Origin of the sequence: Alkalihalobacillus sp. TS-13, assembly GCF_019720915.1 — a bacterium.
Classification (GTDB): Bacteria; Bacillota; Bacilli; order Bacillales; family Fictibacillaceae; genus Pseudalkalibacillus.
The window spans coordinates 2120545-2147495 of sequence record NZ_JAHKSI010000001.1 but is presented as its reverse complement, the minus strand read 5'-3'; the positions used below and the strand labels follow the sequence as shown (position 1 = coordinate 2147495).

The 26951-nt window shown below is 42.2% G+C and carries 24 protein-coding genes; 19 read left to right on the top strand and 5 right to left on the bottom strand.

Annotation, left to right across the window (positions count from 1 at the left end; all coding sequences use genetic code 11):
* Positions 1-216: 216 nt before the first annotated feature.
* The 3 genes from KOL94_RS10535 to KOL94_RS10525 all read left to right on the top strand — a co-directional run bounded on the left by KOL94_RS10535 (position 217) and on the right by KOL94_RS10525 (position 2622).
* On the top strand, positions 217-897 hold the full coding sequence (locus KOL94_RS10535) for a metal-dependent hydrolase (protein ID WP_221566386.1): 681 nt from the start codon (positions 217-219) through the stop codon (positions 895-897).
* An 84-nt stretch (positions 898-981) separates the two neighbouring features.
* Positions 982-1227: a hypothetical protein gene (locus tag KOL94_RS10530; protein WP_221566385.1), complete on the top strand. Its 246-nt coding sequence runs from the start codon at positions 982-984 to the stop codon at positions 1225-1227.
* Positions 1228-1305: 78 nt separating this feature from the next.
* Positions 1306-2622: a CBS domain-containing protein gene (locus KOL94_RS10525; protein ID WP_221567664.1), complete on the top strand. Its 1317-nt coding sequence runs from the start codon at positions 1306-1308 to the stop codon at positions 2620-2622.
* Positions 2623-2769: 147 nt separating this feature from the next.
* Here KOL94_RS10525 and KOL94_RS10520 read toward each other — a convergent pair whose 3' ends face one another.
* The gene (locus KOL94_RS10520; protein WP_221566384.1) at positions 2770-3072 is read right to left on the bottom strand and encodes a YtpI family protein; all 303 of its coding nucleotides are present in this window, start codon (positions 3070-3072) and stop codon (positions 2770-2772) included.
* Positions 3073-3189: 117 nt separating this feature from the next.
* On the opposite strand from KOL94_RS10520, the gene KOL94_RS10515 reads away from it, so the two are divergent.
* Positions 3190-4134: a DHH family phosphoesterase gene (locus KOL94_RS10515; protein ID WP_221566383.1), complete on the top strand. Its 945-nt coding sequence runs from the start codon at positions 3190-3192 to the stop codon at positions 4132-4134.
* A 578-nt stretch (positions 4135-4712) separates the two neighbouring features.
* Here KOL94_RS10515 and KOL94_RS10510 read toward each other — a convergent pair.
* The 3 genes from KOL94_RS10510 to KOL94_RS10500 all read right to left on the bottom strand — a co-directional run bounded on the left by KOL94_RS10510 (position 4713) and on the right by KOL94_RS10500 (position 5843).
* A complete protein-coding gene (locus KOL94_RS10510) occupies positions 4713-4904 on the bottom strand; it encodes a YtzJ family protein (RefSeq protein ID WP_221566382.1) in 192 nt (63 codons plus the stop codon).
* A 105-nt stretch (positions 4905-5009) separates the two neighbouring features.
* Entirely contained in the window at positions 5010-5513 is a 504-nt protein-coding gene (gene ytrI / locus KOL94_RS10505; protein ID WP_221566381.1) for a sporulation membrane protein YtrI, read from the bottom strand.
* Between the two features lie 3 nt (positions 5514-5516).
* Positions 5517-5843, bottom strand: a complete 327-nt coding sequence (locus KOL94_RS10500; protein ID WP_260412276.1) for a YtrH family sporulation protein — start codon at positions 5841-5843, stop codon at positions 5517-5519.
* 142 nt (positions 5844-5985) lie between these two features.
* On the opposite strand from KOL94_RS10500, the gene KOL94_RS10495 reads away from it, so the two are divergent.
* From KOL94_RS10495 to KOL94_RS10460, 8 genes are all read left to right on the top strand, one after another.
* Positions 5986-9357 (top strand): DNA polymerase III subunit alpha, encoded by a 3372-nt coding sequence (locus KOL94_RS10495; RefSeq protein WP_221566379.1) that lies wholly within the window; start codon positions 5986-5988, stop codon positions 9355-9357.
* Positions 9358-9647: 290 nt separating this feature from the next.
* Positions 9648-10886: an NADP-dependent malic enzyme gene (gene ystJ / locus KOL94_RS10490; protein ID WP_221566378.1), complete on the top strand. Its 1239-nt coding sequence runs from the start codon at positions 9648-9650 to the stop codon at positions 10884-10886.
* A gap of 30 nt (positions 10887-10916) precedes the next feature.
* Positions 10917-11552 (top strand): FadR/GntR family transcriptional regulator, encoded by a 636-nt coding sequence (locus KOL94_RS10485; protein WP_221566377.1) that lies wholly within the window; start codon positions 10917-10919, stop codon positions 11550-11552.
* 116 nt (positions 11553-11668) lie between these two features.
* Positions 11669-12523, top strand: coding sequence for an acetyl-CoA carboxylase, carboxyltransferase subunit beta (accD, locus tag KOL94_RS10480; RefSeq protein ID WP_221566376.1), 855 nt, complete (start codon positions 11669-11671; stop codon positions 12521-12523).
* Entirely contained in the window at positions 12523-13500 is a 978-nt protein-coding gene (gene accA / locus KOL94_RS10475) for an acetyl-CoA carboxylase carboxyl transferase subunit alpha (protein ID WP_221566375.1), read from the top strand. The genes accD and accA overlap by 1 nt, the downstream gene beginning before the upstream one ends.
* Positions 13501-13624: 124 nt before the next feature.
* Positions 13625-14584, top strand: coding sequence for a 6-phosphofructokinase (pfkA, locus tag KOL94_RS10470; RefSeq protein ID WP_221567663.1), 960 nt, complete (start codon positions 13625-13627; stop codon positions 14582-14584).
* Positions 14585-14654: 70 nt separating this feature from the next.
* Positions 14655-16409 carry a pyruvate kinase gene (gene pyk, locus KOL94_RS10465; RefSeq protein WP_221566374.1) on the top strand — a complete coding sequence of 585 codons (1755 nt, stop codon included), beginning with the start codon at positions 14655-14657 and terminating at the stop codon, positions 16407-16409.
* 51 nt (positions 16410-16460) lie between these two features.
* On the top strand, positions 16461-16856 hold the full coding sequence (locus tag KOL94_RS10460) for an FxsA family protein (RefSeq protein ID WP_221566373.1): 396 nt from the start codon (positions 16461-16463) through the stop codon (positions 16854-16856).
* Positions 16857-17511: 655 nt separating this feature from the next.
* On the opposite strand, the gene ytvI is transcribed toward KOL94_RS10460, so the two are convergent.
* A complete protein-coding gene (gene ytvI / locus KOL94_RS10455) occupies positions 17512-18630 on the bottom strand; it encodes a sporulation integral membrane protein YtvI (RefSeq protein ID WP_221567662.1) in 1119 nt (372 codons plus the stop codon).
* A 104-nt stretch (positions 18631-18734) separates the two neighbouring features.
* On the opposite strand from ytvI, the gene KOL94_RS10450 reads away from it, so the two are divergent.
* From KOL94_RS10450 to pnpS, 7 genes are all read left to right on the top strand, one after another.
* Positions 18735-19196, top strand: a complete 462-nt coding sequence (locus tag KOL94_RS10450) for a DUF441 domain-containing protein (protein WP_221566372.1) — start codon at positions 18735-18737, stop codon at positions 19194-19196.
* A gap of 365 nt (positions 19197-19561) precedes the next feature.
* Positions 19562-20677: a citrate synthase gene (citZ, locus tag KOL94_RS10445; RefSeq protein WP_221566371.1), complete on the top strand. Its 1116-nt coding sequence runs from the start codon at positions 19562-19564 to the stop codon at positions 20675-20677.
* A gap of 141 nt (positions 20678-20818) precedes the next feature.
* Positions 20819-22096, top strand: coding sequence for an NADP-dependent isocitrate dehydrogenase (icd, locus tag KOL94_RS10440; RefSeq protein ID WP_311775175.1), 1278 nt, complete (start codon positions 20819-20821; stop codon positions 22094-22096).
* Positions 22097-22108: 12 nt separating this feature from the next.
* Positions 22109-23047, top strand: a complete 939-nt coding sequence (mdh, locus tag KOL94_RS10435) for a malate dehydrogenase (RefSeq protein ID WP_221566369.1) — start codon at positions 22109-22111, stop codon at positions 23045-23047.
* Between the two features lie 559 nt (positions 23048-23606).
* The gene (locus tag KOL94_RS10430) at positions 23607-24083 is read left to right on the top strand and encodes a MaoC/PaaZ C-terminal domain-containing protein (protein WP_221566368.1); all 477 of its coding nucleotides are present in this window, start codon (positions 23607-23609) and stop codon (positions 24081-24083) included.
* A gap of 115 nt (positions 24084-24198) precedes the next feature.
* Positions 24199-24906, top strand: a complete 708-nt coding sequence (locus KOL94_RS10425; protein WP_221566367.1) for a response regulator transcription factor — start codon at positions 24199-24201, stop codon at positions 24904-24906.
* On the top strand, positions 24907-26628 hold the full coding sequence (gene pnpS, locus KOL94_RS10420; protein ID WP_221566366.1) for a two-component system histidine kinase PnpS: 1722 nt from the start codon (positions 24907-24909) through the stop codon (positions 26626-26628).
* Positions 26629-26951 lie beyond the last annotated feature (323 nt).

The following is a 26951-nucleotide window of genomic DNA, read 5'->3' as shown; positions in this document are numbered from 1 at the left end:
TGGCGGATCGCCCGCGGAAAAGGTATGAATTTCGCAGAAATCAAGAACAAATATATCAAATTCTTTTAATTCGAATTCGGATGTGTAAAATGAAGGGTGAAACGGGTACAAAATTGATAGGGATCCTTTTCTTTTGGTTTCTGTTAGAAGGAAACGGAAAGCCTTAAGGAGAAGGAATTAATCAGATACTAAAATATGAAAGAGGAGAGATCTTGAATGAAAGTAACGTATTATGGACATTCAGTAGTCGCCATTGAAACAAACGGAAAATCGATTTGGATTGATCCTTTCATTACAGGCAATGAACAATGTCATATTACAGCGGATAAGGTAAAAGCTGATGTAATCTTACTTACTCATGGTCACAATGATCATGTAGGAGATACGGTCGATATTGCAAAGCGAAACAATGCTTTAGTCGTAGCACCATTTGAATTGGCAAATTATCTAGGTACGAAAGATGTGGAAACCCACCCGATGCATATCGGCGGAGCATACCAATTTGATTTCGGAAAAGTTAAGCTGACGCAAGCTTTTCATGGTTCAAGCTATGCCGAAGAGGATGGCACGGTCATTTATACAGGAATGCCAGCAGGAATCCTCTTTACTGCAGAAGATAAGACTGTTTACCATGCCGGTGATACAGCACTGTTTTCAGATATGAAATTAATTGGCGATCAGAACTACATCAATCTAGCTTTCTTGCCAATCGGGGACAATTTCACGATGGGACCAGAAGATGCTTCCATTGCCGCAAGCTGGCTGAAGGCGAACCATGTCGTACCGGTTCATTACAATACCTTCCCTGTGATCGAACAAGATCCTGAAGCGTTTGTAAATGAGTTGGAAGGTAAAAAAGGACATGTACTGAAATCGGGAGAATCCATCGAACTTTAATCTACGTTTTCTTCTTTCTTAAAAAGGGGCTGCATACGCTAAATATAAAGGACATCCCTCATATACTAGGAAGGAGAACGATTAATGAAGAATAGGCTGATTTTATCGTTGTTGAGTGCCCTTGCACTTGTTTACTTTGCTGTTCCTTATCTGCCTGAGATCGGAACAGGATTAGGCGGATGGTTCTCTGCAGTTTGGTTATTCTTTGCTTTGCTCGTAATCGGTGGAAATTTTTCTGCATTGCTGTTCCAAAAATATCCTCAGGAATCAAAACAAACTATAACGCTAAGACGCCCGGCAAAAGAACGCAAGAGAATCAGGCAGCATTGATGTAAAGGGATACCCTTAGTATAATAGGAAAGACTTAGCAATTTGCGGAGATCGGTTTTTAGAAAGATTGGTGAAATGATGTCAACAAAACATGAACAAATATTAGAGTATATCGAAACACTGGAAATCGGCAGTAAAATTTCTGTCAGACAAATTGCAAAAGCTCTTTCTGTTAGTGAGGGTACAGCCTACAGGGCAATAAAAGATGCAGAAAATCAGGGGACGGTCAGCACGATAGAGCGTGTCGGCACGATCCGTATTGAAAAGAAACGAAAAGAAAATATCGAGAAACTGACATATGCAGAAGTCGTCAATGTTGTCGATGGACAAGTTCTTGGCGGGAAAAAGGGGCTGCATAAGACGCTGAACAAATTCGTCATTGGTGCCATGAAGCTTGAGGCGATGATGCGGTATGTGGACCCTGACAGCTTACTGATCGTTGGAAACCGTACAAAAGCTCATGCGCTTGGATTGAAAGCGGGAGCGGCTGTGCTGATTACAGGTGGCTTTGATACTGATGAAACGGTTATGAAACTGGCGGATGAATTAGAACTTCCCGTCATTTCAACGAGTTATGACACATTTACAGTAGCGACGATGATCAATCGTGCCATTTATGATCAATTGATCAAAAAGGAGATCGTCCTCGTCAGTGACATCACCATTCCGGTTGAACAGACCAATTATCTGGTTAATGATGAGAAGGTTACGAAATGGTATGAGTTGAATAAAGAAACAGACCACAGCCGATATCCTGTAGTGGATAAAAAGAATCGGATCGTGGGTATCGTGACTTCCAAAGATATCATTGGTAAAAACAACGATTTGACGATTGAAAAGGTGATGACAAAAAATCCGATCACTGTCAGCGCGACGACATCTGTTGCAAACGCAGCCCATATGATGATTTGGGAGGGTATCGAGCTTTTGCCGGTTGTGGATTCCCAACAAACGCTGCAAGGGATCATCAGCAGGCAGGATGTGTTGAAGGCCTTGCAAATGATTCAAAAACAACCGCAGATTGGGGAAACCTTTGATGACTTGATTACAAGTAATGTCCGTGATAATGAAAATGAACAAGATGTGTTTTTTACCTGTGAAGTCACTCCACAGATGACGAATTATTTAGGGACATTATCTTATGGCGTGATGACAACATTGGTTTCCGAGGTTGGGAGCAGGGCTCTGCGAAAGAAGAAGAAGGGTGACCTTGTTGTAGAAAATATCACTTTGTACTTCTTAAAGCCTGTACAAATCGATAGTAAGATTACGATCCGACCAAAAATCCTTGAACTAAGCAGACGTTACGGTAAAGTCGACGTCGAAATCTATCATGAAGGGGAAGTAGTTGGAAAAGCTCTCATGATGGCCCAACTTATCGAACGCCACCTTTAATGAATTCAAACAGAGCGCAAATATGAATGAGGCTGTCCAAAATAAAAAGTGTCAGACACCTCCAACACAACATTTTAAACGAGATGTTTCATAAAATGTTGTTAAGTACGGAGAGACTCAGACACTTATTGGACAGCCTCAAATAATCTAAGAATTGGATTGTTCTCTCTCCTCTACAGCAAGAGGAAGAAAGTACTTATACGCTTTATATCCCATGAATGCATTGATCAAACCTAAAACCAAAAATACACCGCCGATAACCAGATCATATGTAGACTCATTGATGAACAAACGGTTTAGTCCGAATATTCCTATGAAAACACCAAGAGCTATGTTAGCCTTCGATTTCGTCCATTTCTTCTCATAAGGAGCCTTTACGCGGAACTCTTTTATTTTATAGAATATATAAAGGCTGATTGATAATACGATAATGATGATGAATACAGGCATGATATTCCTCCAATACAGTTGAATCATTCGAGTACCATTGTATAGAAAAAAGGATATAAAATCTATACTTTACAGTTATCTAAAGTGAACATTAGGTTACAGATAAAGGAGTCCGTAATGAAAGAACAAATCATACAGAAGATCAAAGAATATGAAAAAATCATCATCCACCGCCATGTGCGTCCAGATCCGGATGCTCTCGGTTCACAAGGTGGATTATCTAAAGTTCTAAAATCTACTTTTCCGGACAAATCGATATATGTCGTAGGCGAAGAAGAAGAATCCCTGAGATTCATGATTGAAATGGACACCATTCCAGATAGCGTTTATGATGGGGCACTCGTCATCATTTGTGACACTGCGAATCAGGCACGGATCAGTGATCAACGATACTCTTCCGGGGATTTCATCATTAAAATCGATCACCATCCAAACGAAGATCGGTATGGTGATTTGATCTGGGTCGATACAGACGCAAGCAGTGTGAGTGAAATGATTTATGAGTTTTACTTATACGGGAAGGAAAAACACCAGTTCAAGCTTTCTGATAAAGGTGCTGGACTGCTTTATGCAGGAATCGTAGGAGATACAGGGCGTTTCTTGTTCCCGAATACGACTGAGAAAACGATGAAATATGCCGGGGAATTACGGAATTATGAATTCGATATCTCTGCAGTCTATGAAGAGATGTATAAAGTGAAATTGAGCTTAGCACGATTGAATGGTCATGTCTTATCCAATTTCAAATATATCGATCCTGGTGTAGGTTATATGTACTTGACGCAAGAAGTGATGGAGAAATTCAATACGACCCCGAATGAATCATCTTTACTTGTCAATTCATTCTCAAACGTTGAGGGGCTTATGACCTGGGTGTTTTTTGTGGAGGAACCTGATCAATTTCGTGTTAGACTTCGCTCCAAAGGCCCTATCGTCAACACAATCGCAGCAAAATACAATGGCGGAGGGCATCCGATGGCTTCCGGGGCTACCGTCTATACAATCGAAGAGACTGAACAGATCATACAGGATCTCGTTGAAGCTTGTCGTGCATATAAATGATTTTTAAAATAGGGGTTAACGGACACAGTAGCCCTTATTTGACCAAAATAATGGAATTTTACAAACTTAACGGACACTAGGGCCCTTATTTAGTAAATATCATAGAAAAACACCTGCTTTGTTCACAAATAACGGCTGTGGTGTCCGTTAAAAATTAGAAACAGCGATTTTGTCACAAATAACGGCTCTGATGTCCGTTAACCTGGAAGGCATGGCTGTTTGGGTTTCGCTTGGCGCGCATTTCCGGATAGCGAATTTAGTTTTTGGCTGTTTTCGCAAACATAGTTGCTCTTGAAAGTCGTTGATTTCCGCTCCAGGATGCTCGCTTTCCGTGGGGCGTGCGGTGAGCCCACTCGTCGCCTTGCGACATTGAAGGGTCCTGCCTGTCCCGCTGCTCCCGCAGGAGTCTCGCACCTTTCTCTCCAATCAACTTGCACAAGGAGACTTTTTTAAAATGACTCAAAAGCAACAATCTTTTAGAAAAGAGCCTAGTTTTAATAAGATTTTCTTATTCCTCACACAAAAATAATAGCCCCAGTTCCTTTATTGAAAAAAGGTGGGGCTATGTTTTCATTACACTATGATTGTTGTTGTTTGGCTGGGATGAACCAGGAACCAATTTCTGTCACGTCCTCTACAAATTCGATGTTGAGTTCGGTAGCTTGCTTCTTGATCAGTTCTGCAACTTCTTTCGTTTCAGCAAATGCGGAATAGCCGTTTTTAAGCTTTTCGACTTTCGCCTTCGCCATTTCTTTTCGATTGATAATCATACACAATCCCCCTTAACGTGTTTATTCCTATTTATATTGTATACGATGTGCATGTACTTTGCTAATGATGAAATCCAAATGTCTCACAATTGTCAAAAAACAAGTCTATTTTACTTGTTCAACTTTCAAATTTAAACGCAAGGTTGTATAAAGATGCATTTGATAGACTTTTACATTATACGTTTCTTTACCTATCAGAAAGTTTTTGTTTTCAAGAGTCCTAATCAATAGATTAGAGTTTTGGCCGACTGATTCAATGTCTTTTGTCAACACGTCATGGAGCTCTGATTTTACCGCATTTTCAAGCTCGATTAATTGTAGTCCTTTCAATCCTGCCTGTTCCCTGTTCAAAAAACTGACTTTGATTTCTTGGATCCGAAGCTTTTTTTCATTTTCTTTATTTTTTTCTTCATAATCTTGTTTGAAATGTTTGAATTCATCGTTCAAGCCTCTTATCTTTTCATCCCTTCGATCAATCTCGGTCATATAAAATTCCTGTAAACCACCAAAACTTAGTAAAAAAAAGAACCAGCCAATGATGAAGCCGATCACAATGCCGGCAAAAAAACGTTGGTAACCTTTACGGCGATGAAGGGGAGGAATCCTCATCTTCTAATCCTCCTGAGTAATCCATTGTATAATCACCCCGCCTGAATTTGCTCCAAGGAGAGCGGAGACGATATAGAGGATTTGCTTGATGACTTCTATCCAAGCTTCACTTTCAAACCCTCTTTCAAAATTATCGATTGTATCGAAAGTCCCGCCGATTGCAGCAACGATCGCCCATATTTTCAAGCTTTTGGATAATTGTGTCATGGAAAGAAACGGAGGTTTTCCTGTCAACATCATTCCGATCGCCCCGACCAAGCACCCACCTAATATGATTCCAAAGGCTATACAATAATAAATGATAGTTGTTGAAACAAACTCTCTGACCAAGCAGACCCCACCTTTAACTTGAGAATCTGATATACCCTCTCTATTTATAAGTATGGACAACCACAAAGAAGTATGCTTCATTTCATGTTGTTACTGTCTTGTATATAATGAAAATAGGAAAAGGAAGAAAGGAGTGACTCAAATGGGATTTGTTCATTTGCATGTACATAGTGAATACTCATTGTTAGAAAGTGCATGCAGGATCGACAGGTTGACCGACCGTGCAAAAGAATATCGGATGCCTGCGTTAGCACTCACTGATCGCAACGTTATGTATGGCGTGCTTCCGTTCTATAAATCTTGTAAGAAAAAAGGGATAAAACCGATTCTTGGCCTGGAAGTCGATATTCATTTTTCTACCGACGAGAATTCCCCCCCAGCCAAGCTTCTTTTATATGCAAAAGATGATATCGGTTATCGTCAATTGATTAAAATAAGTTCCAAGCTCCAGACGTATAAGGGTAAAGAACTGCCAGCACTTGGACTATCTGATATTCATAGGTTCAGGGACGGGCTTCTTGCTATATCAACCGGGGTGAACGGCATTATCCAGCGCTTTCTCCAGACCGACATGCAGATCGCTGAACAGATGTGCAGCAAATTGAAACAGTCCTTCGGTGACGATTTTTATTTAGGGATAGAAGATCACGGAATTGGAAGGGAAAAAGAGCTCAATCTGAATGTCAATCAACTTTCAAAGCGAACTGACACTCCGGTTGTTGCAACGAATAATATCCACTACATAGACCAAGTCGATGCGAATGCGTTTGAGGCATTGCGCGCCATAAAGCTTGGCACGAAATTGACCGATGGGGAGCATGAGCGGTATCCGACGGAGGGGTACTATTTCAAATCCAGCTCGGAGATGGAAGTGCATTTTGCTCATACCCGGGAAGCGATTCAAAACACAGAAGAGATTGCTGACAAATGTAATGTAACCCTCGAATTCGGGAATCCGATTCTGCCACATTATCCATTGCCTTCCGATGAGACAAGCGGTTCCTATTTGAGGAAGCTTTGTGAAGAAGGGGTCAGAGAGCGGTATGGTGCCAATCTGTCCTCTGAAGTGATCAACCGCTTGGATTATGAGTTGAACATTATTGAGGAAATGGGTTTCAACGATTATTTCTTGATCGTATGGGATTTTATGAAGTTTGCCAGGGAAAATGGAATTATGACAGGACCTGGACGGGGATCGGCAGCGGGCTCTCTTGTTTCATACGTGTTATATATTACCCAAGTCGACCCGATCGACCAGGAACTCCTTTTTGAGCGGTTTTTGAATCCCGAACGAGTGACGATGCCTGATATTGACATTGACTTTCCTGATACACGTAGAGACGAAGTCATCGAATATGTTTCGAATAAATATGGGAAAGAGCGCGTGGCGCAGATCATTACGTTCGGTACATTGGCTGCAAAAGCAGCTGTAAGAGATGTCGGACGTGTATTGAATCTCGATAACCGTCTTGTCGATAAGGTTGCTAAACAAATCCCTTCAAGGCCGGGAATTACATTGGAAAAAGCGGTCAACGAGTCACCATTGCTTAAAAAGACGCTTGATCAATCTGAAGAAGCCCGGACTTTATGGAATATCTCAAGAACGATTGAAGGACTCCCGAGACATTCATCAACACATGCAGCAGGAATCATCATCAGCAGAGATCCTCTCAATGAGGTTGTGCCCACACAGACAGGAAGCGAATTCCTTGATCTGACACAATATACGATGGATGGTTTGGAAGAGATCGGACTCCTTAAAATGGACTTTCTAGGTCTTCGTAATTTAACTTTGTTAGAAAATATCAGAACCTCGATTAAGAGAATTACCGGAGAGGAAGTGTTTCTTCATGACCTGCCGTTTGATGACGACAGGACGTATCAGCTATTAAGCAAAGGTGATACAACAGGAATTTTCCAGTTGGAATCTGACGGCATGAGGAAGGTTTTACGAAAGCTGCAGCCTACAGAATTCGAGGACATCGTCGCGGTAAATGCTTTATATAGACCAGGTCCGATGGAAAACATCCCCGCCTACATCGATCGCAAGCATAAAAAGACTAAGGTAAACTACCCGCATTCTGATCTGGAACAGATTTTAGGCAAAACTTACGGAGTCATCGTCTATCAGGAGCAAATCATGAAGATTGCTTCGACTATGGCAGGATTTTCTCTAGGTGAAGCTGATTTGCTAAGAAGGGCAGTAAGTAAGAAAAAAGCAGAAGTCCTTCATGAACAGAGGAAGCATTTCGTGACTGGGGCGACTCTTAAAGGGTATGATGCAGATACCGCAAATGACATTTACGATTTAATCGTCAGGTTCGCTAATTATGGGTTCAACCGTTCCCATGCTGTGGCGTACAGTGTGATCGCTTATCAATTGGCCTATTTGAAAGCGAATTATCCGTTGCACTTCCTTGCTGAACTGTTGAGCAGTACTGTTGGAAATCATGGGAAGACAGCAGCTTACCTAAGCGAGGCACGCCAAAAAGGGATCCAGGTATATCCGCCTTCAATCAATGAAAGTGATGCAGGATTCAAGGTCGAGAACGACGGCTTACGGATGGGGTTTCTTGTTATTAAGAATGTGGGTATCAAAGCAATCGAAGCGATATTAAAAGAACGGCATAAGGAGTCTTATCGGGATATCTTCGACTTGTGTAAAAGGGTATCTCTGAAAACGATGAATAAACGATCATTGGAATCACTGGTCCTTGCGGGATGTTTCGATGATTTTTCAACCAACCGGGCTCAGCTTCTGGCAAACCTCGATGCTGCCATCGATTATGGTGCAAAAATCCAAAAGGCGGAGGAAGAAGGCCAAATCGATTTATTCGAAAATGATCAAGGCTCTGATAAGCCTGTGATGGAAGACGTTCCACCGTTTCAAGATAAGGAAACCCTGCAGTTCGAGTTTGAAGTGCTAGGCTTTTATTTGACTGGACATCCTTTAGAAGAATTTAATCAGGTCCTCGATGTTTACAACCGCAGTAAAATTGGCGAGATTGATAACAAGGAGCAGCAGATTCGACTAGGCGTCTTGATCACAAAAGCGAAATTAATCAAAACCAAAAAAGGAGATTGGATGGCCTTTGTCCAGTTGAGTGACGAAACAGGAGAAATCGATGGGATCGTTTTTCCGAAAGCTTATCAGCAAAATGGTGATTTATATCAAGACGGAACACTTCTTCTTGTCGAAGGGAAAGTGGAACCATCAGATGGGTTGAAGATCATCATTGACAAAGCAGCTGATCTTCAAACACTCTCGAAACCAAATGATAAGAAAATTCATAGTCTATTTCTTAAGGTTGAACCATCCCAACAAGAACGAGGGGTACTCCATGATATCAAAAAAATCGTTCTCCAATATCCGGGGAACACCGACGTCATTTTGTATTACGAACAGGACAGAAAAACTGTAAAATTATCCAAGGAGTTCAGTATTGACCCTACACGGGAATGTGTTGTAAAGTTTGAAGCGTTGCTTGGAACGAAAAATGTTGTTTTAAAATAAACCGTTAATTCTTTACAGCTTGACCAGGTTTGTTATAATGGATAGGTCGATAGGTGGTCTGACCACTTCGGTTTATATAATTATGTAAATGTTTAGCAGTGTAAAAACAACATTGTTCTGTTTATTTTAAGGCGCATTTTATGCTTCAATAGACGTAGCTATTATTTAAAAATAAGGCTTTGTTATCTTTATTGTTGAGATCGGGAGCCGCAAATTTCGCTTAAAGAAATTTGTAATAAAGAATCAACTTTAGAATGTAACAAAGCTAAAAGAATAAGGGAGATGAACTTATGTCTGTTTCTCGAGAAGAAGCACTGCATATGCACAGAATCAACCAAGGTAAACTAGAATCCAAAGCAAAAGTACCAGTGAGAAATGCGACTGATTTGAGTCTTGCTTATTCTCCTGGTGTCGCAGAACCTTGCAAGGATATTTATGAAGATAAAAACAGAGTCTATGAATATACGATGAAAGGGAATACTGTTGCTGTAGTTTCTGACGGAACAGCGGTATTGGGGCTCGGCAATATCGGTCCGGAAGCAGCACTCCCTGTCATGGAAGGGAAGGCTGTTCTATTCAAAAGCTTTGCTGGGGTAGACGCTTTTCCGATTTGTCTTGATACGAATGATGTCGATCAGATTGTACAGACAGTCAAATTGCTCGAACCGACTTTCGGTGGGGTCAATCTGGAAGATATCGCTGCGCCAAACTGTTTCATAATCGAAGAGCGTTTGAAAAAAGAAACGAACATTCCGATTTTCCATGATGATCAACACGGCACCGCAATCGTAACAGTGGCTGGGTTGGTGAATGCTCTTAAATTGACTGGAAAGTCGATGTCTTCAATCAAAGTCGTAGTAAATGGTGCTGGTTCTGCTGGAATCGCCATCATCAAGCTTCTGAACAGATTCGGTGTCAAAGACATCATCATGTGTGACTCTAAAGGTGCGATTTATGAAGGACGTCCTTATGGGATGAACAGGGTCAAAGCAGAGGTCGCTCACTTCACGAACCGACAGCAAGTAGAAGGATCGTTAGAAGAAGCAGTCAAAGGAATGGATGTCTTTATCGGTGTATCTGTTGAAGGTGCATTGACGCCTGACATGGTGAAAACAATGAACGATGATCCGATCATTTTTGCTATGGCGAACCCGATCCCTGAAATCATGCCAGGTGAAGCGAAAGAAGCAGGTGCTAAAGTGATTGGAACAGGCCGCTCTGACTTTGCCAACCAGGTGAATAACGTCCTTGCTTTCCCTGGGATTTTCCGTGGAGCACTAGATACACGTGCTACACATATCAACGAAGAAATGAAGATCGCAGCCGTTTATGCAATTGCTGATCTTATTCAACCGACTGAGTTAGCAGATGACTATGTCATTCCGGCACCTTTCGATCCGAGAGTTGCCCCTGCGGTGGCGGCTTCAGTCGCAAAAGCCGCAATGGAAACAGGTGTGGCTCGAATCGAGGTCGATCCAGAGGAAATTGCAGCGAAGACCCGCCGTTTAGCTCTGATTGATGAAAAATAAAACAGCCTCTGAAAAGTGGGTGCCTTATTAATGACAGCCAAACCTCGTGAAAAGATGTTCGTAGAGATTTTAAAAAAGCTGAAAACGATCATGTTTGATGACCGGCTTCAACCAGGGGACAAGCTGCCTTCAGAAAGAGAATTGTCAGAAAGGCTCAACGTTGGCAGATCCTCTGTCCGTGAAGCACTGAGGGCGATGGAATTACTAGGGTTGATTGAAACACGTAGAGGCGAAGGGACATTTATTAAAGAACCAAGGAAGCATCGCCTTGTCGAGGTGCTTGCTTCCTTTATATTGAATGATACGACAGCAAGGAAGGAACTCGCGGAAACAAGATACCTCATCGAGAAAAATGCAATCGTACTTGCTGCTGAGAGAAGGACGAATGAACAGATTTTGAAATTGCAGGCTCAGCTTGAACGTATGGAGAAATACGATGCAAAAGATGTCCCTTCTCCCATGGATTGGGACTTTTTCAAAATTATTTTTGATGCGGCACAAAACTTTTTGCTGTACCGGCTATGGATTGAATTGAATGAATACGATGACACAGGTTCTAGACCGGATTCCACATATTGTTTATCCGACTACCGGGACATTACATCGTTAATCCAGGCTGGGGTGGAGGAAACGCAGTTAGCTTCCATCCAGAGATTTCAGCAGTGATGAATAAAAATACTTAGTTCTGGTACCAAAGCCAACTCTTCAATCTATCTTCTGGCGCCGGTGTGGCTGTCATGGTGCTTGAAATTTTTTATAGCGTTTTATGGAGGTGCAACAACTTGTTGAAAGACTTGTTTGCCAAAAAAAGAAAATATGCAACGATCCCATCTGATCGAGTAAAGCAAGATGTTCCTGAAGGATTGATGACCAAATGTCCAGTTTGTAAATCCATCATGACGACAAAGGAACTTAATAAAGCTCATAAAGTGTGTGTGTCATGTGATCATCATTTCCGGATGACCGCAAAAGAACGCATCAACCTGATCATTGATCAAGGTACGTTTAGTGAAATCAATCAAGAAATGCAAACAGAAAACCCGTTGAACTTTCCGAATTACTTGGAAACGATCGAAAAAGATCAGAAGAAAACAGGAATCAATGAAGCTGTTGTGACCGGAAAAGGGGACATAGATGGGCATTCCATCGTTTTCGCAGTGATGGACGCGCACTTCAGGATGGGAAGCATGGGTTCAGTTGTAGGTGAAAAGATTACAAGGGGAATCGAAGTAGCTACAGATGAGCAAAAGCCTTTCATCATCTTTACCGCATCTGGTGGAGCTAGAATGCAAGAAGGTGTCCTGAGCCTGATGCAAATGGCAAAAACAAGTGTTGCATTGAAACGTCATCATGAAGAAGGATTATTATTTATTTCTGTCATGACTCACCCTACTACAGGGGGCGTTTCTGCAAGTTTTGCATCTGTAGGGGATTATAATTTTGCTGAACCCCAAGCACTGATAGGGTTCGCCGGCCGCAGGATCATTGAGCAGACAATCAGGCAAGACCTGCCGGAGGATTTCCAAACGGCAGAATTTCTATTGAAACACGGCCAGTTGGATGCAGTAATACATCGAACAAAAATGAAATCGACACTTGCAAATGTATTGGATATTCACGAAGGAGGTGAAGAGTGATGGTAGGAGAATTAGAGTTTGAACGTCCAGCAAAGGAATTGCGAAACAAAATCGCTGAATTGAAGAGGTTCATGGATGAAAAAGGGATTGATCTTAGTGACGAACTTCAACGATTGGAAGAACGGCTTGAGAAGGTCGAGAAAGAAATATACGGTAACATGACCCCTTGGGATCGCGTCCAGTTGGCACGTCATCCGGAAAGACCGACAACATTAGATTACATCAACACACTCTTCACGAATTTTCTTGAGCTTCATGGTGATCGGTTATACGGGGATGATGAAGCTATTGTCGGAGGGATTGCGAAATTCCATGGTCATCCTGTGACTGTGATTGGTCATCAGCGTGGAAAGGATACGAAAGAGAACCTTCGCAGGAATTTCGGAATGCCTCATCCCGAGGGATATCGAAAAGCATTACGTTTGATGAAACAGGCAGAGAAATTCAACCGTCCGATTGTTTGTCTTCTTGATACAAAGGGTGCATACCCTGGTATGTCAGCAGAGGAACGGGGACAAAGTGAAGCGATTGCCCGTAACCTTGTGGAAATGGCAGGATTGAAGGTGCCTGTCGTATGCATCGTTATTGGTGAAGGTGCTAGCGGTGGAGCGCTTGCGATTGGGGTAGGAAATCATGTGCACATGCTCGAAAACTCATGGTACTCTGTGATTTCACCTGAAGGAGCTGCAGCTTTATTGTGGAAAGATTCTACCCAAGCGAAAAGGGCTGCTGACGCGATGAAAATCACGGCACCTGACCTTCTTGATATGGGTATCATCGATGAGATGATACCTGAGGTTGAAGGAGGAGCCCATCGAGATCTTGAAACACAGGCTTCACACATAGAAGAAGTGTTGGAAGCGTCACTCGATGAATTATCCAACATGACCAGTAAAGAACTAGTCACGCATCGTTATGAAAAATACAAAAAAATCGGACAATATACCTTTGAAAGCGATTCCATCAGCGTAAAATAAAGAAAAGTGCTTTTCCTGTAATGGGGAAGCACTTTTTCTGTTGGACGCTTGTCTATTGTCTTCCATTTTGGAACATGATATTTTAAGAACACAACAAACACAACTATTGGTCGAGGTGAAAGATATGAAGCGGATTGGAGTATTGACAAGCGGAGGGGACAGCCCGGGTATGAATGCAGCTGTACGAGCTGTTGTACGGGAAGCAATATATCAAAAAATAGAAGTGTATGGGATTTATCATGGATATGCTGGTTTGATCGAGGGCAATATCGAAAAGATGGAGCTTGGATCTGTAGGTGATATCATCCATAGAGGCGGAACGATGCTGTATTCCGCAAGATGTGAAGAATTCAAGACGCACGAAGGGCAAATGAAAGGTGTCAAACAACTGGAGAAATTCGGGATTGATGGTCTGGTCGTCATCGGTGGTGACGGCTCCTATCGTGGTGCCCAAAAACTGACGGAGCATGGTTTCCCGACAATTACATTACCAGGAACGATTGATAATGATATCCCAGGAACGGATTATACGATCGGTTTTGATACTGCGTTGAACACTGCTATTGATGCGATTGATAAAATACGTGATACAGCTACGTCTCACGAGAGGACTTATATCATTGAAGTAATGGGACGAAACGCTGGAGATATCGCACTTTGGTCAGGACTTGCTGGCGGTGCTGAATCAATTTTGATTCCTGAGGAAGACTTTAAAATGGAAGAGATCACTGACAGGTTACGCCGAGGACATGACCGCGGGAAAAAGCATAGCATCATTGTCGTTGCAGAGGGTGTAGGCAGTGGTGTCGATATTGCCAATCAAATCAAAGAAACGACGAACTATGAGACTAGAGTCACCGTTTTAGGTCATATCCAACGGGGCGGTTCTCCAACTGCGTTCGATCGTGTGTTAGCCAGCAGGCTTGGAGCTAAAGCGGTTCAGATGCTACTTGACGGAGAAGCTGGAAAAGCAGTTGGGATTCAAAAGAACAAAATCGTTGCACATGACATAAATGATGTTCTGTCTCAAACCCACAAAATCGATAACGAGATGTATCAGCTCTCTCAAGAGCTTTCGATATAAAAGTTTCCGTAGAAAGGTCCGCCATCTTTCTTAGAAGCTTATAGAAGAGTGAAATTCAAGGAGGAACATGATGAGAAATACCAAGATTGTTTGTACCATAGGACCAGCAAGTGAAACGATAGAAACATTGACATCACTGATCAATGCAGGGATGAACGTCGCACGACTGAATTTTTCACATGGGGATTTTGACGAACACGGTGCTCGTATCAAAAATATCCGTCAGGCAGCTGAAAAGACTGGTAAAACAGTAGCAATTCTACTTGATACGAAAGGGCCGGAAATTCGAACAGGCACATTGGAAAATGGAGAAGTTGAATTGAAAGCTGGACAAGACCTTATCGTATCCATGGAAGAGGTTTCTGGAGATGATACGAAGATTTCAGTCACTTATCCCGGCCTGGTGGATGATGTCAGGGTCGGTTCAACGATCCTGCTTGATGATGGCCTTATTGAACTTGAAGTCAGAAAAGTAGAAAACAACCAGCTCCAAACGCATGTATTGAACAGCGGTACATTGAAAAACAAAAAAGGTGTCAATGTCCCGAACGTTTCCGTCAATCTACCTGGTATCACAGACAAGGATGCACGTGATATCGAGTTTGGAATCCGTCAGGGAGTCGATTTTATTGCGGCCTCTTTCGTACGCCGGGCATCAGACGTATTAGAAATCCGTGAAATCCTTGAACGCCATAATGCAGAGCATATCCAGATCATCCCAAAAATCGAAAACCAGGAAGGCGTCGATAATATCAACGAAATTCTTGAAGTTTCTGATGGTTTGATGGTAGCTCGTGGAGATCTTGGTGTTGAAATCCCTGCAGAGGAAGTTCCTCTCGTCCAAAAAGAGCTGATCCGTAAGTGTAACGATAAAGGGAAACCTGTTATTACAGCTACTCAGATGCTTGACTCCATGCAGCGCAATCCACGTCCTACACGTGCTGAAGCTAGTGACGTTGCGAATGCGATCTTTGATGGAACAGATGCAATCATGCTTTCAGGTGAAACAGCTGCAGGTCTTTATCCAATTGAAGCTGTTCAAACGATGCATAAGATTGCAATGAAGGCAGAAACCGCGATGAATCATGCAGATATCCTTCACTCTAGAAGCAAATCAAGCAAGTTGACTGTTACGGATGCGATCAGTCAATCTGTTTCTCATACTGCTTACAACTTGAATATCTCTGCGATCATTGCTCCGACCGAAAGTGGTCATACTGCACGTATGATTTCAAAATACCGTCCTGAAGCTGCGATCATTGCGGTGACGAGTTCAGAAGTGGTATGCCGAAGAATGTCCCTCGTATGGGGAGTTACACCTCAGCTTAGCGAGGAAGCGAGATCCACAGACGAATTATTGGAAATTGCAGTCAATGCTTCTCTTAAATCCGGCATTGTCAATCACGGGGACCTCGTCCTTATCACAGCAGGTGTTCCTGTTGGGGAAACAGGGACGACCAATTTGATGAAGGTCCATGTAGTCGGAGATGTCATTGCGAAAGGGCAAGGGATCGGACAAAGTTCTGTTGCAGGGAAGGTTGTAGTCGCAAACAATGCAGAAGATGCATCTGCGAAAGTCGATGATGGAGATATCCTTGTCACGATCGGTACAGATCGGGAAATGATGCCGGCATTGAAAAAAGCTGCTGCAATCATAACCGAAGAAGGTGGATTGACAAGCCATGCGGCTGTAGTTGGATTAAGTCTTGGAGTTCCTGTCATCGTAGGAGTCGAAAACGCAACTAAAATCCTGAAGGATGGTCAGGATATAACAGTGGATGGCTCACGCGGTGTGGTATACAGCGGTAAGACAAGTGTGCTATAAGTCGTAATTTCCGATATAATGGAAGTAACACCGTTCTGAAGGGGCGAGCCTATGTTTCGAATTCTCTTATTATTGCTCATCATCGTACCTGCAATGGAAATAGGTATTTTGATTTGGTCTGGAAATACATTTGGCGTACCGATTACGATCCTACTCATTATCGCGACAGGTATCATTGGCGCATGGCTTGCCAAAAAAGAAGGCATGCAAACGCTGAGATTGGCGCAAATCCAATTGCAGAATGCGCAAATACCGAATGACGTCATTTTAGACGGCATCTGTATCCTGGTAGGGGGATCCTTGTTGTTGACCCCGGGTTTCATTACGGATACTGTAGGATTTTTACTGTTGATCCCTTATACCCGAACGTTCGTTAAAATCGGGATGAGACGATTCATACAAAAGAAAATTGACTCAGGTCAATTTACATTCACCATCCGGCGATAACTAAAAAAACTGGACTGACTAAATGTGAAGTCAGTCTAGTTTTTTAAATTAAATAAAGGCTGTGTTGAAAAATGGTGTTGATTTCTTCGAAATCCACTCCCTTTCCGCGAGCAGACGAAAAGCGGAAGCGACCCGATTAGTCATGTAGGTCACTGGTAAACTGAGGAGGAGGCTCGAACCAAACAAAGACTTGGTTCTCTCGTGGGCTCACTCATAAGGTGTCAATCAATGTGTAGACCGCCGCAGGAAGTTTGAAGTGATACAAGTGACTGGTCGCTGAGCTAGACATCACTTCATGTATGAGCCCTAGATCCGCAAGCCTCCTCGCTCACTTGCACAGGACGTCAACACAAAAATGAAATCATTTTCGTGTCTGCGATGAAAATTCTTAGAAGCTTTCCTTCTGCTGATTTCGACGTTCACCACACGACGTACTTGTACAGGATGTACTGACTTCGACATTCACCATAGGACGTGGTGGTATTTAGTCGAAGTTCATTATTATAGAAGTTCATTATCGCTGTGGGGTCTTGCTTGGCTCGCTATTCCCGCAGGAGTGTCGCGAATTTCGTTTAAAATCAACTTTAAATAACCTTAATTAGACTCCGTATTAATGAAATTCACTACTTTTCTGCGGGCGATCCACTACATCAAGTCATGCTGCTTTTTTACCTATGATGAAATGCCATACATCCACGAATACATTCGCCTGGTTCAAAGCTCGAATAACAACCAGTGTAACAGGTCCGATGATTAGTCCGAGGAAACCGAATAACTTGAAACCTACGAATAAAGAGATTAATGTAGCAAGAGGATCCAATCCTATACTCGTAGATAGAATCTTAGGTTCCATAATTTGTCGTTGGATGATAACAACACCGTACAAAATCGATAATCCAATCGTCAGGGTGAATTCTTCCATGACAAAGGAATAAATGATCCAAGGGACGAAAACGGCTCCCGTTCCAAGGTAAGGCAAGAGATCAACTATACCGATCAGAATAGCAATTGTAATAGCATAATCAACTCGTAAAATAAGAAGTCCTACCAGTACGATCCCCGCGGTTATCGATATAAGTGTCAATTGTGCTTTAATAAATCCGACGAGTGCTTTACGAAGCTCGATATAGACACTTCTGCCGCTTTCAACAGTTCGTTCGGGGGTTTTTCTCTCTAACCAGCCTTTGAACCGATACCAATCCTTACTGATGAAAAACGTAGCAAGCAAAGAAAAAATCATAACTGTGACAACATTAGGCAAGCTAAGTAAAAAGTTCTGCAATCCAATCAACACGGATTGGACGAATGCTTTGACGTTTTCAGTAATGTTCTCACCAATTGATTGGATGTTACCGATGACGGTTTCACGTTGAGACGGGTCCAGGCTCTTAAACATTGCTACCAAATCATAGTAGATCGGTAAAATTTGCTGGGTGAAGTACGCTTGACCGAAATGGACTAATGTCTGGGTGTGCTGCGGGATCACTTCAGCAAGATAACCAAATCCGGAAATCATCTCGCTGATCAATAAGGTCAAGAAACCGGCGATCAGACCGATTAATAGGATCAATATGATCATGACGGCAATTCCCCGAGGCATCTTTCCTTTCCGCTCCAAGAGATTTACCAGCGGATTGATCATCAAGGCTAAGAAAAAAGCAATGATGAATGGGTAGGTGACTTTTGCGGTGAGCAGCAGGGCATAGAAAGTAAAGATGATGATTGTAATGACTAATAGAAATCTTAAAAAGCTATATACATAATGAAGATTCAACTGCATCGATCCTTTCGACAGGGTTGGTCGGTCGCCCTGTGGATTAGTATTATTTTACAATTATAGCCGATAAGATTCAATGATAATTAGAGAGGGAGAAGAGAATGTTCGATCAACCAGCTTTGTTTTTGTTAGTATTATTAGGCATTGCGCTTTGGGCAAAGAACAAGTCCTTATTGATTGCCGTTGTTTTTTTGCTCGTCATCAAATGGGTCGGTCTTGGCGATAGAGTCTTTCCAACCTTTCAAAAAAAGGGGATTGAATGGGGTGTTACGATAATTACCATTGCTGTCCTTGTTCCAATCGCGACTGGTGATATCGGCTTTAAACAGTTAGGGGAAGCACTTAAATCCTCTTATGCCTGGATTGCACTCGGATCAGGAATTGCGGTTGCATTAATCGCTGCTAACGGGATCCAGCTCCTTGCAGAGGACCCGCATATCACCACAGCACTTGTGTTTGGAACAATTCTTGCAGTAAGTCTCTTTAATGGTATCGCAGTCGGTCCTTTGATTGGAGCCGGAATTGCATATATGGTCATGAAAGTCGCAAACTACATTTCATGAGGGTTTGACTTTGTTAAAGGGTAATGTTGCTTTGCGAATTTGGTCGAATTCCAAGATGCTGTAGCGTTGAGGCTTGCGGATCCCCCGCGGAAATTCGAGAATATTTCCATGCCAATACCTTTCCTGAAAGCCCCTTTAATAAAGAGAATTACGTTGATAGATTAAGGTTTTCGAGTCGTAGGCGTTCACAAAGTTCACAAACTTGTTTATAATTAATATGTATGCGTTTTATCCTTCCTTAATTAATGTGTTTACTTCACGGTAAACATTTTCTTTGATACAAAAAGTTCGTCAAACTTTTTGGGCACGTGCTTTATTGTATTAAGAGAACAGAGAACTCAATTTTATTAAAAGGAGAGAGAGCCATGACCACAACTAGAGGTTTAGAAGGCATTGTAGCTACAACATCTTCGGTAAGTTCGATCATCGATGGTGTACTGACATACCGCGGCTACAATATTGACGATCTTGCAGATTATGCAAGTTTTGAAGAGGTTGTTTACTTACTTTGGTATGGTAAATTACCGAACCAAAAAGAATTGGATAAATTCAATGCTGAATTATCCAAGCATTATGCTTTACCCCAGCAAGTATTGGATATGATGAAAAGCTTTCCGCTTGATGAAATCCATCCAATGGCAGCGGTAAGAACTGCTGTATCTGCTTTAGGCTTATACGATAGTGAAGCAGATGAAATGAACGAGGAAGCAAATTTCACAAAAGCGATTCGACTACAAGCGAAGCTTGCATCCATCGTGGCGGCCATCTCTCGTTTACGTGATGGACAAGAAGTCATTCAACCAAATACAAAACTTAGCTATGCTGCAAACTTCTTGTACATGCTGAACGGAGAAGAACCTGATGAGATTTCCGAAAAAGCTGTCAATAAAGCATTAGTACTTCATGCTGATCATGAGCTCAACGCTTCAACATTTACTGCCCGCGTTTGTGTGGCGACACTATCCGATATCTATTCCGGTGTAACGGCAGCGATCGGGGCATTGAAAGGACCGCTTCATGGTGGAGCCAACGAAAGAGTAATGAAGATGCTTACTGATATCGGTGAACCTGAAAACGTCGAATCTTATTTAAAAGAAGCACTTGAACGTAAGGAAAAAATTATGGGATTTGGACATCGTGTATATAAGAACGGAGACCCGCGTGCGAAGCACCTTCGTGAAATGTCTAAGCAATTGACTGGCATTACAGGAGAATCCAAGTGGTATGACATGTCTGTAAAGCTGGATGAATTGATGACGAATGATAAGGGTTTGCTTCCTAATGTTGATTTCTACTCAGCATCCGTTTATCACAGCCTTGGTCTAAAACATGATCTTTTCACACCTATTTTCGCGATGAGCAGAGTTTCAGGCTGGTTAGCACACATCTTAGAGCAGTATGAAAACAACCGTCTGATTCGTCCTCGTGCAGAATACATTGGACCTGATAAACAAAAATATATCTCAATAGAAAATCGCTAAATTGAACAAGTCGACTCACTGCTAAAGTGTCAGATGAGATTCATCATGATGGTTGATACTCATCAGACGCTTTTTATGAGTCATTTGATAAAAAATTTGTTACGATAAAAAACGAAAAGAAGATTTTACGATCAGGAGGTAATTAACTTGTCAAACGGAGAACGTATTAAAGTTGATAATGGGGTACTGAACGTACCGAACAAACCGGTCATCCCTTATATCGAAGGTGACGGAATCGGACCAGACATTTGGGCTGCAGCATCTAAAGTATTGGAAGCTGCTGTTGAAAAAGCATATAACGGAGAAAAAGGAATTGTATGGAAGGAAGTCCTCGCTGGACAGAAAGCTTATGATCAAACAGGTGAATGGCTCCCAGCTGAAACGCTTGATGTGATTCGTGAATACATACTTGCGATCAAAGGGCCATTGACGACTCCTATTGGTGGTGGTATCCGTTCATTGAACGTAGCATTGCGTCAAGAATTGGACTTGTTTACTTGCTTACGCCCAGTTCGCTACTTCACAGGCGTACCATCTCCTCTTAAAAAGCCGGAAGATACTGATATGGTCATTTTCCGTGAGAACACTGAGGACATCTATGCAGGTATCGAATTTGCAAAAGGTTCTGATGAGGTCAAGAAAGTCATCAAGTTCTTGCAAGAAGAAATGGGTGCAAATAAAATCCGTTTCCCTGAAACTTCTGGTATCGGAATCAAACCTGTTTCTGAGGAAGGAACAAAACGCCTTGTACGTGCTGCAATCGAATATGCACTGAATGAAGGACGTAAGAGCGTTACACTTGTCCATAAAGGAAACATCATGAAGTTTACAGAAGGTGCTTTCAAGAACTGGGGTTACGAAGTTGCTGAAGAAGAGTTCGGAGATAAGGTATTCACTTGGGCTGAGTATGACCGTATCGTGGAAGCGGAAGGTAAGGATGTTGCAAACAAAGCACAAGCTGATGCTGAAGCTGCTGGCAAGATTATCATCAAGGATGCGATCGCTGACATCTTCCTTCAACAGATCCTTACACGTCCAGCAGAGTTTGATGTTGTTGCAACAATGAACTTGAACGGTGACTATGTTTCAGATGCACTTGCTGCACAAGTAGGTGGAATCGGAATCGCTCCAGGAGCGAACATCAACTATGAAACTGGACATGCTATCTTTGAAGCAACTCATGGAACTGCTCCGAAATATGCAGGTTTGGATAAAGTCAACCCATCTTCAGTCATTCTTTCAGGGGTATTATTGTTAGAACACATCGGCTGGACCGAAGCAGCTGAATTGGTCATGAAGTCTATGGAAAAGACGATTGCAAGCAAAGTCGTGACATATGACTTCGCACGTCTAATGGACGGTGCCACTGAAGTTAAATGTTCTGAATTCGGTAATGAACTGATCAAAAATATGGCATAAGGAGTGGTACACATGGGAAACAGACGTAATAAAATTTCTGTAATCGGCGGTGGCTTCACTGGAGCCACTACCGCATTCATCGCAGGTCAAAAAGAACTTGGTGATGTTGTCCTTGTAGATATTCCAGACATGGAAAACCCTACTAAAGGAAAAGCGCTCGATATGCTTGAATCAAGTCCTGTCCAAGGGTTTGATTCGAAAATTACTGGTACTGCAAACTATGAAGACACAGCAGGTTCTGACATCGTCGTTATCACTGCTGGTATCGCGCGAAAGCCAGGTATGAGCCGTGACGATCTCGTCAATACAAATGCAAAGATCATGAAGAGTGTGACACAGGAAATTGTGAAATACTCTCCAGACTGCACAATCATCGTCTTGACGAACCCGGTAGATGCAATGACTTACACAGTACTTAAAGAATCTGGTTTCCCTAAACACCGCGTGATCGGTCAGTCTGGTATCCTTGATACGGCACGATTCTGTACATTCGTTGCAGAAGAACTGAACCTTTCAGTCAAGGATATCCGCGGGTTTGTGCTTGGCGGCCATGGTGATGATATGGTGCCATTAATCCGCTACTCCAACGCCGGAGGAATTCCTCTAGATAAATTGATCAGCAAAGATCGTCTTGATGCTATCGTCGAACGGACTCGTAAAGGTGGCGGAGAAATCGTACAGCTATTAGGAAATGGCAGTGCGTACTATGCGCCAGCTGCTTCCCTTGTAGAAATGGTTGAAGCGATACTTAAAGATCAACGCCGTGTCCTTCCTGCAATCGCTTATCTTGAAGGTGAATATGGATACGAAGGAATTTGCTTAGGTGTGCCGACTGTCCTTGGAGGAGAAGGTCTTGAAGAAATCATTGAGCTTGAATTGACAGATGATGAAAAAGCTCAATTAGACAAATCAGCCGACTCCGTCCGAAATGTCATGAATGTTTTAACCTAATATTGGAACAATTAGAATGTAGAAGGAGGAATTCGGGAACTTTTCTCGAATTCTTTCTTTACACTTAGCTTAGTTAATTTTTGTTGTTGATTTTTACGACATTCACTCCCTTTCCGCGGGCAAACGAAAAGCGGAAGAGACCCGGTTAGGCACGTAGGTCACTGGAAAACGGACGAGGAGGCTCGAACCAAACAAAGACTTGGTTCTGCGTGGGCTAACTCATAAGGATGTCAATCAATGTGTTGCCGCCGCAGGAAGTTTGAAGTGATCCAAGTGACTGGTCGCTGAGCTAGACATCACTTCCCTGTATTAACCCACTTCCGTAAGCCTCCTCGCGAGTTCCTCCACTGTGGGGTCTCGCTTGGCTCGCTTTTCTCGTGAATGTCGTTTACAAATCAACTTGAATAGTAAACTAAGTCTACAATTCATCATGTTTTGGCTTGTTTGAGATTCACATGGCCAATTTTCTTTTACACCATAATGTCAGAATGTTTCTATTCATCTGGCATTTCCTTTTCACAAATGGTGTAAACGCTTACTTCACGAGGAGGGAACTGACATGTTACTAGGGAAAAAACGGAAGCTTGGTAGAAAAATCGATGAGATAAATGTGGGGGAAAAGCTAGAGATCACTGAAACGATCGAGGATAAAGATCTTCTGTTGTATCTTGGATTGACGGATGATAACAATCCCTTATATATCCAACATGATTATGCATCATTAACCCCTTTCAATAAACCAGTGGTCCCGCAAATCATGCTGACTGGTTTCATCACTTCTGCTGTTAGTAAATATCTTCCTGGACCGGGAAGTTCTATATTAAAACAAACGATTTCCTTTCCGAAGCCTGTTTATCACTATGCAACGATCATACTTAAATTTGAAATCACAAATGTCGATACGGAAAAGCATGTTGTGACTGTGATGATCAAGGGTTACAACGAGTCTGAGGCTCTCGTCATCGATGGTGAACTGGAAGTTTGTCCGCCATATGTACCACGTTCGATCACGTCACGGACATTTGATAATTTTTAAGCCAGTGTAAAAATTCGGTAACAAAAGAGACGTTTTCGTCTTTTTTGTTTTTTTTTTCGCTATGATGTGTAAAAATAAAATCAAAATCATGTCCATATGATGAGGTGGCGTTAAGATGAGAGAAAAAATCCTAGTAATCGAAGATGAAGAGTCTATCAATACATTATTGCAATTCAATTTGGAACAAGCAGGTTTTGAAGTGATTACCGCAATGGATGGTGTCACCGGACTAGAACTTGCGCGTGAAGAACAACCCGACTTGATTGTATTGGACCTGATGCTTCCAGAGATGGATGGTTTGGACGTATGTAAAAATCTACGTCAATCGCAGCTTCTGATCCCGATACTCATGCTGACTGCTAAAGACGATGAATTCGATAAGGTTTTAGGTCTTGAGCTTGGAGCGGATGACTACCTGACAAAACCATTCAGTCCTCGAGAAGTAGTTGCACGTGTCAAAGCAATATTGAGAAGAAGCCAATATGTTACATCTCAAACACCTCAACCTGATGACCTGGAGTCCTTGAAGGTAGGGGAATTGAAAGTCTATCCAGACAATTATGAAGCATTTTTCGAAGGTGAACTGCTTGAACTAACCCCAAAAGAATTCGAACTTCTTGTCTATCTTATCAAAAACCGAGGACGTGTCCTTTCACGTGAGCAATTGCTCAATGCAATCTGGGATTATGATTTTGTCGGCGATACAAGGATCGTCGATGTCCACATCAGTCATTTGCGCGAAAAAATCGAACAGAATACAAGGAAACCGATTTATATCAAAACCATCCGAGGATTAGGATATAAATTGGATGGACCTCAGTAAATGGTTAACTTTCGCGGCAGGATTCTAAATTCTTTCATCATTTTTGCAAGCGGCATATTCCTGTTGTTAAGTTTCGCTATTGCTAACCTCTCAATCGGCGCCATGGAGCGCGAGCAGTTTGATTCGTACGCCAAACAGCTCCAATTTGTTTCAAAGGCTATAGAACCTGGAAACATTGACCTTCAGGAGACGTTGAATCGGTATGAAGGTAGTACAGATGGAGAAATTTCGTACATTACACAAGGGGGAGAGATTGCGGCGACAACATTTGAAAAACCGCCGTTTACGGAACAAGAAAGGTTCACGCCATCTGAAAACGTGGAAAAAATCGAGCGTGACGGAAGAGTCGATTTTGTCATGACCCTTTCACCTGAACAATCAACTTCTGATTATCTCGTCATATCTGCTGAAGAAAAGACACTAACCAATGAAGTACGCCGCTACTGGATTCCTGTCTTACTTACTATTCTTTTAAGCTACGCATTATTGATTGTGGTTACCTTCCGGCTGACTGGAAAGCTGGTAAAACCGGTAGATGATGCTATGCGGGTTGCCAAAGAACTTGCCCGTGGCAATTTCAAAGCCAGGACACATGAATACCAGTTGAAAGAGACGGGGCAATTGAATCACTCCCTTAATGTGCTGGCTCGGAATCTCGAACAGATCACCGAATTGAGGGAGGCGGAACAAGAACGGATGTCGACGGTGATTGAAAATATGGACAGCGGATTGTTGCTGATCGACTCGAAAGGGTATATCAACTTAATGAACCGTGCCTATAGAAGCCTCTTTGAAATTGATTCAGAGAATTGGAAAGAAGCGCTGTACCATGAAATTATGCCGAACGAAGATGTTATCGAGCTGGTTGATGAAACGTTTCTAACCGAAACAACTGTGAAGAAACAAGTTACGTTATCAATCGGCATCGACCGGAAACATTTTCATTTAACATGTGTTCCGATTTTGGGCCAAAAAGACAAAGTAAAAGGGATTGTTCTTGTTTTTCATGACATCACCGAACTTAAAAACCTGGAGCAGATGCGAAAAGATTTCGTAGCAAATGTTTCGCATGAATTGCGTACACCGGTTACCTCGTTAAAAGGTTTTGCGGAGACCTTATTGGATGGAGCAATGGAAAGCAAAGAGCTTAGGGAGAAATTTTTAACGATCATATGGAAGGAAAGCGATCGGCTGCAAAATTTGATTCAAGACTTGCTCGAATTTACGAAAATGGAACAATCCAATTTTCAATTGAACTGGCAGAGGATCAATCTGGAAACCATTGTGAATGATGTGGTCACATTACTCGAACCAAGAGCAGAACAAAAAGATATCGAGGTATTCGTTGAGATTGAGGGGGACCTTAAAATAGAAGGCGACTCTGCTCGTATGAAACAAATCATGATCAATTTGCTGAACAATGCTTTATCTTACACGCCTAATGGCGGAAGCATATGGATTACAGGAAAAGAGGAAGACGACAAAATACACCTTGAAGTAAAGGATACTGGAATAGGAATTACAGAGGATGAAATCCCGCGTGTGTTCGAACGGTTCTACAGAGTCGATAAGGCCCGAAGCCGAAACTCAGGAGGCACTGGCCTTGGACTTGCAATCGTCAAGCATTTGGTCGAAGCCCATAAAGGATCAGTTAAGGTGACGAGCCAAAAAGATGTTGGAACGACGTTTACTCTGACTTTTTTCAAAACGAGACAAGACTGAAAATTTACACAATATTAACACCTGCGATATTGGTTCTTCATAATCCGTTGCTAAACTGAACTTGAAAATCCTTTTCAAAAGGATCCCCTTATTGATGGCGAGAGTGCTCCTACGGCTCTCGTCTTTTTTTGTTTATAGAGGGATAGGTCTACTTTACTGAGTTGACCCATTGTCCATTGCCCGTATGAGAACATTGGTTGTGGAAGAAATTGGAGTATGGTATTTAAGCAAATGACATGAAATAAGGACTCTCTTTTGTATAGTGAAAGTCTACGAAAACAAGAACTTACAATATTAAGGACCCTCATGTTGATGTCTTAAAA

Coding starts and splice junctions, on each gene's coding strand:
- KOL94_RS10535 (WP_221566386.1), top strand. CDS start 217: ATGAAAGTAACGTATTATGGACATTCAGTAGTCGCCATTGAAACAAAC.
- KOL94_RS10530 (WP_221566385.1), top strand. CDS start 982: ATGAAGAATAGGCTGATTTTATCGTTGTTGAGTGCCCTTGCACTTGTT.
- KOL94_RS10525 (WP_221567664.1), top strand. CDS start 1,306: ATGTCAACAAAACATGAACAAATATTAGAGTATATCGAAACACTGGAA.
- KOL94_RS10520 (WP_221566384.1), bottom strand. CDS start 3,072: ATGCCTGTATTCATCATCATTATCGTATTATCAATCAGCCTTTATATA.
- KOL94_RS10515 (WP_221566383.1), top strand. CDS start 3,190: ATGAAAGAACAAATCATACAGAAGATCAAAGAATATGAAAAAATCATC.
- KOL94_RS10510 (WP_221566382.1), bottom strand. CDS start 4,904: ATGATTATCAATCGAAAAGAAATGGCGAAGGCGAAAGTCGAAAAGCTT.
- ytrI (WP_221566381.1), bottom strand. CDS start 5,513: ATGAGGATTCCTCCCCTTCATCGCCGTAAAGGTTACCAACGTTTTTTT.
- KOL94_RS10495 (WP_221566379.1), top strand. CDS start 5,986: ATGGGATTTGTTCATTTGCATGTACATAGTGAATACTCATTGTTAGAA.
- ystJ (WP_221566378.1), top strand. CDS start 9,648: ATGTCTGTTTCTCGAGAAGAAGCACTGCATATGCACAGAATCAACCAA.
- KOL94_RS10485 (WP_221566377.1), top strand. CDS start 10,917: ATGACAGCCAAACCTCGTGAAAAGATGTTCGTAGAGATTTTAAAAAAG.
- accA (WP_221566375.1), top strand. CDS start 12,523: ATGGTAGGAGAATTAGAGTTTGAACGTCCAGCAAAGGAATTGCGAAAC.
- pfkA (WP_221567663.1), top strand. CDS start 13,625: ATGAAGCGGATTGGAGTATTGACAAGCGGAGGGGACAGCCCGGGTATG.
- pyk (WP_221566374.1), top strand. CDS start 14,655: ATGAGAAATACCAAGATTGTTTGTACCATAGGACCAGCAAGTGAAACG.
- KOL94_RS10460 (WP_221566373.1), top strand. CDS start 16,461: ATGTTTCGAATTCTCTTATTATTGCTCATCATCGTACCTGCAATGGAA.
- KOL94_RS10450 (WP_221566372.1), top strand. CDS start 18,735: ATGTTCGATCAACCAGCTTTGTTTTTGTTAGTATTATTAGGCATTGCG.
- citZ (WP_221566371.1), top strand. CDS start 19,562: ATGACCACAACTAGAGGTTTAGAAGGCATTGTAGCTACAACATCTTCG.
- mdh (WP_221566369.1), top strand. CDS start 22,109: ATGGGAAACAGACGTAATAAAATTTCTGTAATCGGCGGTGGCTTCACT.
- KOL94_RS10430 (WP_221566368.1), top strand. CDS start 23,607: ATGTTACTAGGGAAAAAACGGAAGCTTGGTAGAAAAATCGATGAGATA.
- KOL94_RS10425 (WP_221566367.1), top strand. CDS start 24,199: ATGAGAGAAAAAATCCTAGTAATCGAAGATGAAGAGTCTATCAATACA.
- pnpS (WP_221566366.1), top strand. CDS start 24,907: ATGGTTAACTTTCGCGGCAGGATTCTAAATTCTTTCATCATTTTTGCA.